Annotated in this window: 11 protein-coding genes; 7 read left to right on the forward strand and 4 right to left on the reverse strand. The window is 40.8% G+C overall.

From position 1 onward, the window contains the following. Nucleotides 1–847: 847 nt before the first annotated feature. The 6 genes from KDK67_RS14305 to KDK67_RS08745 all read left to right on the forward strand — a co-directional run bounded on the left by KDK67_RS14305 (nucleotide 848) and on the right by KDK67_RS08745 (nucleotide 5,476). Complete coding sequence (locus tag KDK67_RS14305; protein ID WP_276575106.1) at nucleotides 848–982, forward strand: hypothetical protein; 135 nt, start codon at nucleotides 848–850, stop codon at nucleotides 980–982. A 320-nt stretch (nucleotides 983–1,302) separates the two neighbouring features. Beyond that, on the forward strand, nucleotides 1,303–1,452 hold the full coding sequence (locus KDK67_RS08725; RefSeq protein ID WP_250868409.1) for a hypothetical protein: 150 nt from the start codon (nucleotides 1,303–1,305) through the stop codon (nucleotides 1,450–1,452). Between the two features lie 3 nt (nucleotides 1,453–1,455). Continuing rightward, on the forward strand, nucleotides 1,456–1,650 hold the full coding sequence (locus tag KDK67_RS08730; RefSeq protein WP_250868410.1) for a hypothetical protein: 195 nt from the start codon (nucleotides 1,456–1,458) through the stop codon (nucleotides 1,648–1,650). 5 nt (nucleotides 1,651–1,655) lie between these two features. Next, nucleotides 1,656–2,315 (forward strand): hypothetical protein, encoded by a 660-nt coding sequence (locus KDK67_RS08735; RefSeq protein WP_250868411.1) that lies wholly within the window; start codon nucleotides 1,656–1,658, stop codon nucleotides 2,313–2,315. A gap of 147 nt (nucleotides 2,316–2,462) precedes the next feature. Beyond that, complete coding sequence (locus KDK67_RS08740) at nucleotides 2,463–3,980, forward strand: UvrD-helicase domain-containing protein (protein WP_250868412.1); 1,518 nt, start codon at nucleotides 2,463–2,465, stop codon at nucleotides 3,978–3,980. Beyond that, nucleotides 3,977–5,476, forward strand: coding sequence for a hypothetical protein (locus KDK67_RS08745; RefSeq protein WP_250868413.1), 1,500 nt, complete (start codon nucleotides 3,977–3,979; stop codon nucleotides 5,474–5,476). The genes KDK67_RS08740 and KDK67_RS08745 overlap by 4 nt, the downstream gene beginning before the upstream one ends. Before the next feature lie 266 nt (nucleotides 5,477–5,742). Here the strand turns inward: KDK67_RS08745 and KDK67_RS08750 are convergent, their stop codons facing one another. From KDK67_RS08750 to KDK67_RS08765, 4 genes are all read right to left on the reverse strand, one after another. Further along, complete coding sequence (locus KDK67_RS08750) at nucleotides 5,743–6,564, reverse strand: GIY-YIG nuclease family protein (protein ID WP_250868414.1); 822 nt, start codon at nucleotides 6,562–6,564, stop codon at nucleotides 5,743–5,745. Nucleotides 6,565–6,673: 109 nt separating this feature from the next. Next, a complete protein-coding gene (locus tag KDK67_RS08755; protein ID WP_250868415.1) occupies nucleotides 6,674–7,186 on the reverse strand; it encodes a M48 family metallopeptidase in 513 nt (170 codons plus the stop codon). After that, nucleotides 7,165–7,350: a hypothetical protein gene (locus KDK67_RS08760; protein WP_250868416.1), complete on the reverse strand. Its 186-nt coding sequence runs from the start codon at nucleotides 7,348–7,350 to the stop codon at nucleotides 7,165–7,167. The genes KDK67_RS08755 and KDK67_RS08760 overlap by 22 nt, the downstream gene beginning before the upstream one ends. A 207-nt stretch (nucleotides 7,351–7,557) precedes the next feature. After that, nucleotides 7,558–10,614: an ATP-dependent helicase gene (locus KDK67_RS08765; RefSeq protein WP_250868417.1), complete on the reverse strand. Its 3,057-nt coding sequence runs from the start codon at nucleotides 10,612–10,614 to the stop codon at nucleotides 7,558–7,560. Nucleotides 10,615–11,314: 700 nt separating this feature from the next. Here KDK67_RS08765 and KDK67_RS08770 point away from each other — a divergent pair. Continuing rightward, entirely contained in the window at nucleotides 11,315–13,102 is a 1,788-nt protein-coding gene (locus tag KDK67_RS08770; RefSeq protein ID WP_250868418.1) for a DEAD/DEAH box helicase, read from the forward strand. Nucleotides 13,103–13,161 lie beyond the last annotated feature (59 nt).

The raw sequence follows: 13,161 nt of genomic DNA on the forward strand, positions 1-13,161 counted from the left end.
TACGAAAGCAGTTATTGAATAACTGTTGCCTGAAAGGGTTAAGAGATGCTTGAGCTGTATGAGGTGAAAGTCTCACGTACAGTTCTTAGGGGAGAAAGTGGGAGTAATTCCACCGACTTACCCGACAGTAGAACATTTCCAGCCGAAGCCTTCGTGTAAATGCTTACATTCGATGCAAAAAGGGCTGATCGATTTATAAAATATAGCATTCCTAAAACCTATATCTTCTATGAAACATCGGTAAAGCTGCGGTGAAATCAGCTATTCTGCCATTCTTTACGTTATCCTGTATAGAATGGATTGTCATTCGAGAATGCCTCTGAGGTTTGACACAGAACGTTCTCAGTGCACTTTTACACATCAGCCTTTGTTGATAGTGGCCTGCACGATTTGAAGCACAGTGGTGAATCTCAGCCCACAAAGAGCAGACTTAAGGTGTGACAGGATGTAGTATGTCACATTGGATTATAGAGGGAAGTTCAGGGAATTATCCCCCTGCTATGGCTAATCCTCTTCTGTAAGACCGAAGGGATCATACACAAGTTTGTTAATCTCGCATAAGTTGCATCGATTTAGTGTTTAATCATCTCTTTTTCACTGCTGATTTTTGCAGTATCAAGCTGAATGAGTCCAATATTGTTGACGTGTGTTACGTCGGTTCGCGATTTTTCTAAAGGCATTACAGTCTAAAAGGCCCCTTGGTCCAAAAGAGCCTTGGCCTTGTGGTTTTACACGTAAACTTTATATACATATAACTCATGCTATACCTTAGGTGCTGACATTCGAAATTCAACTTTCAGATATATGTAAGGGAGAATGTCCAGGCACTATCAAAAGGAGGAAAACAATGACCGAAGTATGGAAACATGTAATTTTAAAATTGGAGACACATGACAGACTTAAAAAAGAAAGTGTAGCCACTGGCACAAAAATGTGGGCCTTGGTGGACAAGTACGTACCAGAATTGGAGACAAATAAGTAAAATCATAATTTGAAAGCCACAGGGATACTGTAATATCCCCCGGCCCAAACTCAAGACATCTCTGCCTTGTTCCAACAATTTACAGGTGTATTTCACCCGTATAACAAAGGTATGATTGTATCATATATAGTGTTAATCATCTATAGAGATATTTCTGAGTTCATGGGCTGTAGATAGTGGCATTAAGGTGAAAAATATGTCATTAATGCAACCTTATGAGGGGTACCCCCTCAAAGATATATCTATGTTCGTATATGAGCGAACAATGTATAAATACCACACGGCAAACTTCCTTTCTTTCTCAATCCGGTGGTGTTACAGTGACAGACGTTGAAGTTCTTCAGCAGCATCCGCTGGTCAAGGACTTTGCATCTGTGCACAATGACCCCGAACTCTATAAAATTATTGAGAGAACCAATCCCATCCTAAAAATGCTTGTCGACGTGGCCAGCCAGATCATGGAGGAGTGACCGATGAACAAATGTGAGATTGAACAGTTAAGCCATTATTTGATGGAGTATCATAAAGCGGGTTTGGAAGATGTGGTAAGCTGGGATGGGATGGTTGCACGGTGTATTGAGGAAGGTCACATATCATCTGTTCCCACAGTGCAGGATTACATCTTTGCGCTTGTTGTACTCATACGTGCTGAGAATAGCCGGAAGTGAAGTTGGTGGACCGCAAGAACCCGTTTGATGGGGGAGGCAAGCAGACCACTATAGCGGACGTTACGGACCGGATTGACCGTGTTATCAAAACATCCTCCTTGAAAAAGGGGGATACTGGCAAGTCCCACATATACATAGATGGCCATGACTTGACCCTAACTTCCGCACAGATCCAAAAGGGATCGGGGTGGTTTACAACTCTCTATTATGATGCATTTGGAAAGATGCTTTCTATTGATAAGAAAGATTGGCCAGTTTTTGCAGAGTACATTGCTGATATTGCTGAACAGGGAGATCTTGATGAAACAAATGCTGTAATGGCTGCAGACATGCTTCTTGAACAGTTGTGTAAAGGGTCAGATATTACCGAAGACAAGAGTGTTTTGCTAGATGGTGAAAATTGCTCTTTTTTTGTTAAGCATCGGCCACACGAGGAATTGTTCTATGTTGTTCCGGCAAGTGCTGTAGGCGCCATGTTAAAGGACGAGATCTGTGTTCAAGCGACGCTTGAGGATGTTAGCCAGGCAATGACCGCCAGAGGTTACAAAAGAGAAAAAACTCAAGGTGTGAAGGTCCATGGTCAAAATGTCTGGTGTTGGTGGTTCATTCCTGAGAAAATTCACAACCAGAATCCATCAATTGAGGGGGAAGACTATGAGGACTGACTTTATGGTAAGACTATATAGGGATATATTTTTACTTAAAAGGGGGTCTTACCCCTCTTACCTTCTTACCTATATATTACTCGCTATCGTTTTTTCAGTAAGACCCATTGGAAAGATGCCTCTTACCTATCCTACCCGGAGGGAAATATGACTAGAATAAGCATATGGGGAGCTCCGGGATGTGGAAAAACAACCAGACTGATAAAAGAATTCGTAAAACAGCCAGAAAATACGTTATTGACCACATTTAGACGGAATACAGCGAACGAGATTCGTGGAAGGCTTTCAGAATCTACACAAATAGATTTTGACATATTGGAGTCGAACATCAAGACAATACACGGAGAATGCTACACGCTTTTGGGTGGCAAGGGATATGCAAAAGTAGTAAATTCTGCAGCTCTCAAAGAATTCAGTTCTGAGGCCGGCTATAAGGTCAAAGCACAAAATTATAACAATCCCGGGAGGGGGCTGATGGATTGTCATGCTTGGTTGGCGAATACAGGCACCCCTCTAAAGATGGTATGGAAGTATCCGAATTTCAGGGAACTGAAAATTAGTCCAAGTACTGCTACCGATAGCCTCAAACATTATGGTGAATGGAAAATAGAAAATGGATATATTGACTTTACTGATATGTTAACAGATGCCTATGAGCAAGGATTAGTTCCGGAGCAAAACATTCTGATGGATGATGAGTTCCAGGATCAAACTTATCTACAGAACAAAATAATCAATACGTGGGCCGAGGATATGGATCAGGTAATAATTGCTGGTGATCCTTTGCAGAGTTTGTATGGATTCTGGGGGGGATCTCCTGACTATTTTGAGCAATTCCAAGGAGAGCTTGAAGTATTGCCTGTGTCTCATCGACTGACTCCAGAAATCTGGAACTTTGGAGCAGAAGTGGTACGATTTAATGGGATGCAACCTCCGGACATTGAAACATCTCATCGACACGGAATAATCAAACAGCTTAATGAACGCGATTATTTCGCACATGTCGAGTTGTGGGAAGGGGTTCCAGGCAATACAGCATTTCATTTGGTGAGGTCAAACTATCAGGCACCTTCAATAGCTTTCACGATGGCTGAGAATGGTATTTTGTGGAATGGCCTATATGGATGGTCATATACGGAATTGTGTGTCTTTAATGCCATTATACTAGTTAGAAATGGACAGTGGTTAGAAAAGGAACACTTCAGGGCTTTGGTTGACACGTATCCCTTAAAATACTTCGACTTTGAAGGGACCAAAAAAGAACTGAAAGAATCCATAAACAAAATAAGTACGTCTGACTGCCAGTTGTATATGACATTTCAATTGTATCAGATCCTGAAATCAGCCGATTCGGTTGCACATATGTCCAATCCAGGGAAGCTGATAGTGGCAAAGATTAACAATGCATTAGTTCGGTACAGACGGCCATTAAGTGGAAAAGATTTCCACACCACTTTGACCACAATACATGGAAGCAAGGGATTAGAAGCAAATAAGGTCTTTTTGCATACGGAAATCACGCAAACCATCCGGAAATCTAAGAGGAAAGATTCTGCAGCTGAAGCGAGGGTCTTTTATGTGGGAATCACCAGGGCAAGAAATGAACTATATATTGTGAAAAATAGAGGTCCAAATAATTATAGACTGCCGATGGTGGTTGCATGACCTGCCTCACGATCAAAGAGATTGTCAGAAAACAACATGACTGGCTAAAGATGCTACAGGGAGAGTATAGAAGTACTCCTATCCTTATCAAAGCAAAAGAAGGAGCTGTGGAAGACGGCGATGACCCCGACCTATATCGTTGGCTTCCATTTTATGACATATGGCACAAGATCCGGATACCAATTTACACCCGCAGGATACTGCCCAACGAGATCTTTATCGATCCAGATATTGAGAACTGGCAAACCATGAGGTCCGGGATTGTCAAGCTTCTTGAATACTGCAAAGAAGCTAAGATCCCTATCACAGAATGTGCATATAGTGGAGGAAAGGGGATACACGTAAGCATATTCATAGCATCCTTTACTGTGCATCCTGAGCTTGAGCAAAAGATAAGGATTACTGGAATCGACTATATGCAAATAATCCGGGAGACGCTCTTTAAGGATATCTTCAAAGATGCAGACATTTCTCCGGAAAGCATAGGGGTAGACCTTAAGAAGGTTCATTTCTCAAAAAACCGAAAAGGTTCGATGGTACGCTGTTTTGGAGCTCTCCGGAAAGATGGATGTTACAAGACACAGATTGATCCTGACAAGATTCCGGAATATCCACCACTGCCCGAGGACCTCACCTTGAGAATTCCTGACGAAATCCCTATGTGGAAAATCGAAGACACAGAGTTCCACTACCATGTGTTGAAGGTCCTTAATCAGGAATGTTTGAAAGCAGAACAGAGGGCAAAGCGACCAAGCATAAGAATCGATGCAGACTTAGGCGAATATCCCTGTGTCCAAAGAATTCTTAACCTGGCCTCCCAAATCCCGGCGGGCCAGCGATACTATGCAGCTCAAGCAATTGTATTAAGGGCGAGTGATTCGGGTGTTTCACAGGCAGAAGCCAAGAAGTACGTTACTGAATTCATTGATCAGTGTAGCGGTCTAACAGCGAACGAGAAGCAAGTTAGAATAGAGCAGTCTGTTGGGATGTGGGGTGCTTATCACTTCTCTTGTAATACCCTCAAATCCGTGTTGGGTGATGGCGTATGTGTTCCCCGGGAATGCCCACTAATTCAAAAGTTGAATGAGAACAAGACGTTACCAGAAGAGGATATGTCAAAGACTCCTGTTACTGCTGACAAATGGCCTCAATGTATCCATCGCATCCTCACTGAAGAAAATCCTACCGATTCTATGCTACAGACATTGGGGGCGTTCCTCGGGCAGATGGGAATTCCTCAAAATGAAGCAGAAATGCTCTACTATATGACAGGTGGAGATATTACTATTTTCCAGGGATCATATCGGAAATTAAGAACTGCGAGTTGTGAGAAGGTCCAACAAATGGGAGTTTGCCAAAAGGATCCGTGGTGTATGAATGTGCCCAGTCCTCGATATCGAGCAGACAGGAGGGCAAACGCAGAGAGATTGAAATCAAAATTGACAGATAACCGCCACCAACCTCGGAAAAATAACAACAATGGAGGCCTAAAATGACAAACGAAAGCACCATTGACCCAGATTGCTTAGAAAAAATAAACCGTGAGGGTCTATCATTTAGATGGTAAGCGCAAAGAGATTGATTTTTTAGAACCGCAATATGAGACAAAGCGATAGGATTCAAGCGACATAAGGCAGAAGATACGCCTTTTCTTCTACCTGATGTATCTCTTCCCGTTCCTTCCAGTCATTGAACGACAGTAATGAGTAAAAAAATAGCTGATTTTGATATGGCTTCGGTATTGTTTATTTACTCGAAATACTTAATTTTTATTATACCCAAATGTGCCTGACAAAAGAACACGCTTCCAATATTGCTCTCTTTCAATGATAACATTATCATCTGTTTTCATAGAACGATATTCTAAAATAGAAAACTGGAAATTTTTCCTTGCGTAATCAATACCGTTTTCTTTTATAAGTTTTGTAAGTTCATCATTCCAACCATGACCTGTACCAATGTAGCAGCCCCACCGGGACCATATACCTGTTTCACCGTAGGCAGATCCTACGTACATTTTTCCATTATGTTTGTCCACGATTAGATATACTCCTTTGACGTTCTTTAGCGCAGCCATCCAGTCTCTTTTATTTTGTTTAAAAATTGATTCAAGTTGTAAAAACCCATGTTCAATGTTTTCATAACCACAGAATACGTCCCCTGAGTATGGTTTTTCAAATATTTGTGAAACTAAAAGATTTGGATAGTGCTTTTCAAGATAGAATGCAGATCCTGGGACTTTTGGGCCCGGATAATCTATCAACAGCCTGCCTATGTATTCTTGGTATTGTTCTTCAAGAGTGACAACATACCCATCTTTGTGTCTTTCAACAACCTTAAAAATCCCTCCAAATAACCATTTTTCAGGTTGAGGGTGAAATCGCATTACTGAAAAAATATATTCCCGACTGAAGCGGTTATTATTGCCCCTCCAGCTATTCCACTCCTTCCATTCATCTCGATCTCTAACAAAGACATCTAACGGCCGTTCTACCCCATTCCCTACAGCAAAATGTATTTTATAATTGTCAATATTATCGATTTTGAGCAAATTTTCTACTTTTATACATGTATGATCTTCCAAATAACCCCTCCCAAATCAAAGCACTAGATTGTTGTTTCTCCACAATGTGCATACAATTTCAAAATATTCATTCCTATAATTAGTACAAATTAATCCATAGAAAATACCATCATATCTCAAAATAATTCCCATTAACCTTCAGCCATTCCTTCCTTTTTTCATAATCCGCCAGCACAGTCCCCATGATCTCCCAGAACTTCTGTGTATGATTCTTTTCCCTCAGATGAACCAGTTCATGTACCACCACATAATCAACTATCGACATCGGTGCGAGTATGGTCTTCCAGTGAATGTTGATAGTGCCTGCTGAAGAACAAGAGCCCCAACGGAACTTCAGGTCAAGTACTCTGACATCAGATGGCTCCACCCCCAGTATCGACTTGTAGATATCCACACGCTTCTCAATAATAGGAAGTGCATGTTCCCTATACCATTTGATGAATGTCTCACGTCCCTTGTCGGCATTTTTTTGGTTAAGCTCGAAATAACCATGAGATAGTTTCAGGGGAGCACCATCATCAACTATCTGCAATCTGTAGCTCTTACCAAGGTAGGGAAATCCTTCACCGTTTACGTATTTCTTAGGTGGCATTTCATCTTCTATGAGACGTTTTTCTGCCATTTTCTGATATATCCAGAACTTCTTAGCTTCAAAAAACCATTGATGACATCAATAGAGCAATCCTGTGGAGCTCTCACTATGATGTCATTGTTGCGTTCTATGGTGATCCCAAGGCTCTTACGGCTGGACCTTACCAATGTGTACGTTAACGTTTTTGAGGGCATGTATCAGGACTCTTTGAGCTTTGCATCGAGATGTTTAGCAAGGCCCATGAAACGGGTTGCTATTTTCTCTCTGTTCTTGATGACATCAGGCAATTTGGATTTTACGAGGAGGGCTACAATGTAACTTATCAGTTTATTTATCTCGGAGTCCTTGTGAAATCAATGCCTTAAACTATCATATATTCACATGCTTCATCTAATACTCATTCATTCCCTGTTATACCACTCACAAAGCCCCTTGTAGTCACAATAATAGCAATTCGGCTCTGCATCGATCTCAAATTCATCCCTCATGACCCTCTCAACCACAGCATTGATTCCATCCACAACCGAGCCGATCTTACCTTCATCAACATCGATCATCCGAAGCTCCTGGACCTCAGGATTGACATAAAGATGACCTGCCTTTACCGGCAGCTTTCCATGCATCTCCTTCACTGCCAGACAATACAAGGCTATTTGGACATCATCCTTCAGCTTGTTCTTGGAAAGCGTAGTTTTCCCGGTCTTGTAGTCGATGACAATATATTCTCCTTCAGGTGTCTTGTCGATCCTGTCGATCAATCCTGCAAAATGAGCTCCGTTAAGCTCGAGATCGAACCATTCTTCAACTGCAATGGTCTCATTCGGATTATCTTCTTCAAAGCGGAACCAGAACTCCAGCATCTTCTTCATCTTGCTGTGTTCCTGCCCCTCCATTGTACTGGAAGGATATGCTGTAGGGTCCCAAATGTCCTCAAGCATCTTTTGAGCCATGCCAATATCAATATTGTCTCCCTTCATATCCATACTAGACAACTGTTCATAGACAGAATGCACATCTGTACCCACCTGGAAAAAGGTCTTCTGCGGAGTAGGTATGTTGAGCACAGAACCATACTTGAACTTTAACGGACAATCATGGTATGTCTTGATCTTCGAAGCCGAGAACCTCATGTTCGGATCAACAAGTGGTGGCATATTACCATCAATGAGATCCTCTAATTCCTTCGGATCTTTCGGGTTGACCTGCAGGAGATCCTTTACATCAAAAGTGGACAGATTGCCTTCATCCTCGATCTCCCTCAATTGAGCAAGGACTACAAGAGATTCCAGAGCCTGCTTTAACTGACCCTGTTTTGAATACATATTGACCAATTGGAGATATTCATCCTTTTTCTTCATCAAAGGTGAAACATCATCAACCTCGTTCTTCCTTTCAAATTTATCTGCTTCAATATACTCTATCAGAGGATTTGACGTGTATTCAAGCTGTACAAGGAACTCACTGGGCGTAACTCCTCTTTTGTTCCCTTCATACTTTTCAGGGAAGACGAGGTAAAGTTGTTCTTTTGCTCTTGTCATAGCAACATATGCCAACCTTCTTTCCTCTTCAAGATGCAGCACTTTTTCGTCCACGTCCCTTTGCCGACCCTTTGAAAGGGCTTTTGGTACCGTGAATGTCTTTCTTCTATAGGTCAGAGGAAGATGTCTGGTAGCCATGTCGCAGACAAAAACGACCTTTGCTTCTTTACCCTTTGACTGGTGAATTGTCATTATCTTTACAGTATCCTCATCACTGGATACTCCCTCATCCAGCTCAAGCCCGAATACCAGTTCAAGATCCTCGACCACGGTCTCAAGCTCACTGCCGCCATCAACAAGTTCAAGGTCCTCCACAGTGCTGATGAGTGAATTGAGGATCGTGATGTTCCTTCTGGATGCTGACGTGTCTTCCTGCAACTGTGTCCTGTAAAAGTCGGTCTTCTCTGATAGCAGGTGTTTTACAGTATCAGATGGCAGGTGATTCTTTTTGAATTCGATCATGTCATTGAGGCGGGATACTATCGACATGATCAAACCCTTCTGGCTGAGATCAAGTTCATCAAGATGGTAAAGCAAGACAGAATATATTCCATCACCTACAGTGCTGTCAGCTCTGCTTATCTTCAATGCCTGAAGATTGATCTTCTGCAGATCATGTTCGCTTACTCCCTCTCTTGATAGTATCTTTGCAAAGCCTATGCCGTTGTTGAAAGGGTTGGCAACTACATGGAGATATGCCATTGCTTCCCTGACCACCGGGAAACGGTTCAGTTGGAGACTACCGACAAATTCTACCGGTACCATCCTTTGTTTTAATGATTCACTGAACTTCTTGCCATCAGCCCTTTTTCGGGTAAGTATGAAGATCTCACCTGGCTGAACACCATCATTTACCATGTTCTCGATCTCTTCAGCAACATATTCTGCTTCACTCACATCATCGGGTGCTTTAACGACTTTGACCTCGCTCTTTTCTCCGTTGTGGGCTGTGAGGTTCTTCTCCTGCCTCTGCGGATTGTTCGAGATAAGTTGCTGGGAAAGCTGTACGATCTGTGAACTTGACCTGTAGTTCTTTTCAAGCGGGATCTTCTCGAGGGATCTGTAGTATTCCTCTAATTGCTCTATGTTAGCAAGATATGCGCCTCTGAAACGATAGATGCACTGGTCATCATCAGCGACACAGGTCAGGTTATTGCCATCAGCTATCTGGTGCACTAGAAAGAGCTGTGCAAAATTGGTGTCCTGGAACTCATCCACGAGAATATAGTCATATCTGGCCTTCACCATATTTTTGACAACATCATTTGTTTCAAGAAGGTTACATGCCATGGAGATCATATCGTCATAGTCAAGGAATCCATTATCACTTTTGTACTGCTGGTAATGGTCATAGAACCTTGCAAGATCACTCAGCTTTAACAGAATATCCTTTTCTCCTTCATCTATGCTCTCAGCTTCCAGATTGCTGCTTGCATATTTCTCCAGATCTTTCGGGGATACCAGATGGTCCTTCAACTGGGATGCACCTTCCAGCAAACTGGTAATAAGGTCGTATGGTTGTGGCGGGATAGCCAGGTTCTCAAAACCGAACGAATCGATGTTCTTGATACCCCAAACATGGGAATGTTCCTTTGAGATCAGCTTTGCATTCTGGTTTATGCCAAGGTAAAGGGAGAACTCGCGTATCAGGTCATTACAGAATGAGTGGAATGTGGAAACCGTAATACCACTCCCAACGCCTATTTTTGTCTCTATCCTTTCCTGCATTTCTCCGGCTGCTTTTTCCGAGAAGGTCAATGCCAGTATCCTTTCAGGAGACAGACCTTTTTCAGTGAGATCAACCACTTTTTCTGTGATGGTGAAGGTCTTTCCGGAGCCGGGACCTGCGAGGATGAGTAGGGGTCCATCGGTGTAGGTGACAGCTTTGGTTTGTTGTGGATCAAGATCTGTGTTTGTCATTTGTCTGCCTCTTGATTATTAAAAGGAATAAATGTTGCTGAGGTCATATGTGGGAGTCTCATACACTTTTCTGGGCGTATGCTTTTTTTTAATAAAATACAATGAGATATCAACTGGATGCTGTTAATAATATTTCATAGTTCATCTATTTATTGTCAAATGTGTGATTTGCAGGTAAACTTGTATTTAATCACTGGTTCCAATCAAATGGACGTTTGAGTTTTCCATAGTTATTACTGAAGCACACTCGTTCTTTTCCAATAATACTGGTGGGAAGTATGAAAGACTTTGTTCACCACTTGATTATTCAGATATTTTTGTTGAAGATGGAGTTAGAAAACGCAAAAGCGTCTCTGAGTTTTGCTCATTTTTATCTTTTTTAAAATTGATTTTCATCATTGTCAATTGTATAAAACCAAATAATAATATATTTATGCAATGAATGTATGTATTCCCCACACATTATAGATAAATTTTATAGAATATCTTGGATCATTACGAAGAAATAAATTGATGAAGAAGGGGAATGCATGGAAATTATTTCAAAAAGTGTCAGTAGTTTCAATTTTTCGTTCAATAGTATTCTTTTTTTGAATGCTACTCTCCGTGGGGTTTACAAATGAAAGGCCGAGTGGATCCAAAGCTGAGTTTGCTTAGATTGAACAAACTGATAAGTTGGCTGAAATCTGAGAGGTCGAGGTTGGAAAAAGAAAAGAACACATTCATTCTGGCTGATGTTCTTAGAGTAAATAAAAAATTAATGCGTGGTAGATTCTTTTATTATGTAGATCTACGAGTTTCAAAAGATAGTTTAAATTATTTAGAACGAAGGTACAATCCATTTTTGATACGGGAAGGTCGTTCATATAAATTGAATTTTTTGATCGCTTCATGCACAAAATGCGAATCTGCTACTGATTTTCGCCTAGTGTTCGATAAAGAACCAAGTTTTGAAATTGGTAGGTCATATCGATTGGAAAACATCCCCCCCCTTGATATTATTGATAGAGAGATCAAAATTCTGGATGATATGAAGGAGACTGAAAGCCCGCTAAAAAATATGTTATTCGGGACTTATAGTGCCAAACAATCATCTCTACCTAATACATATGTCGATCCTAAACTCAATGAACGCCAAAAGGAAGCGGTTTTGAATGCTATTAATACCGATGATTTTCATCTGATCTTAGGTCCACCTGGCACTGGTAAAACAACTATTATCAGTGAAATGTGTAAGTTATTTGCAGAAAGTGGCAAAAAGGTGTTGTTAACTTCATGGATGAATGTAGCAGTGGATAATGCTCTGGATTCTATTCTAAAGGATGATTCTATTAAAAACGAACAGGTTTGTCGTCTTGGTGCGGGGGATTTCAAGATCGCTGAAAGTATTCTTCCTATAACGATCCCAGCAACTAGTTTTGGGACTTCAAACACAATACGCAATGCGAATGTAGTGGGTTCAACTCTTGCCAGTGCCTATCATACCAAAGGATATGAGGAAAAACCGTTCGATATTGTGATCGTTGATGAAGCAGGTGCTTCTACAGTGCCTGAAACATTGCTGGCTTTAACTCTTGCAAAGAAGTTCATCTTAATTGGTGATCATCTACAACTTCCTCCCATTGTTGGAGGGGATAGTACTGAGGAGTGGATAAAAGAGAGTCTTTTTGAGAAGCTGTGGAGAATGTATCCGGAAAAACATACTATGTTGAATACTCAATATAGGATGGATGAGAAGATCTCAGAAATATCTTCCAAAAACATATATGGTCAGCTCGGTGGCATTATTACTTCAGAGTCAGTTCTAAAAAGAAAAAATCCATTTGAGCAAATGAATGACTTTTCGTTAAGCAATGACGAAAAAAAGTTGGTTAGTAAAACATCACCAATCTGTTGGCTACATGTTAATGGAGATATCAAATGGATAAACAATGGTCCTTCTCATTCTGCTAACAACATTGCGGAGATAGAAAACATTGAAAAGGTTCTTGATATACTTGTGAATAAGGAAAAAGTGGAACCTAACAGAATAGGTGTTCTATCTCCTTTTCGCTATCAAGTATCTTCAATGATCAATGCATTTGAAGAATATGTTGAGAAGGGTGTTGTCATCAATACCATTCATTCATTTCAGGGAGATGAAAAAGATATTGTAATTATTTCGCTGGTTACAGAGAAGATTGATTCCTCACGAATATATGAAGATATCAGACTCTTGAATGTTGCTATTACAAGGTCTAAATTCAAGCTCATAATTGTTGGGAATACTAAAATGACTGCTAAAAAGAATAATGTTTCCGAAATGCTTGCAGACCTACGAGAAACAGCGATTAAATGTAATGGACATTTAGCAAATAATGCACTTAGGCCGGATTCAAATGTGGAATTAAGAGTTCATTCAGAAAAAGAGACGCATTTTGCAAAAGAAGCTAATGAGATAGCACAATTAAAGAAAAGTACTTTCAGTAGGGGTGGATTTAGATATTGATTTCTTGGTTTTTTCAAGTTTTATACTAATGATATCGAATCAACTACATTTAAATAAAC

The sequence above is a fragment of the Methanococcoides seepicolus genome (assembly GCF_023684405.1).
Taxonomy (GTDB): Archaea; Halobacteriota; Methanosarcinia; order Methanosarcinales; family Methanosarcinaceae; genus Methanococcoides; species Methanococcoides seepicolus.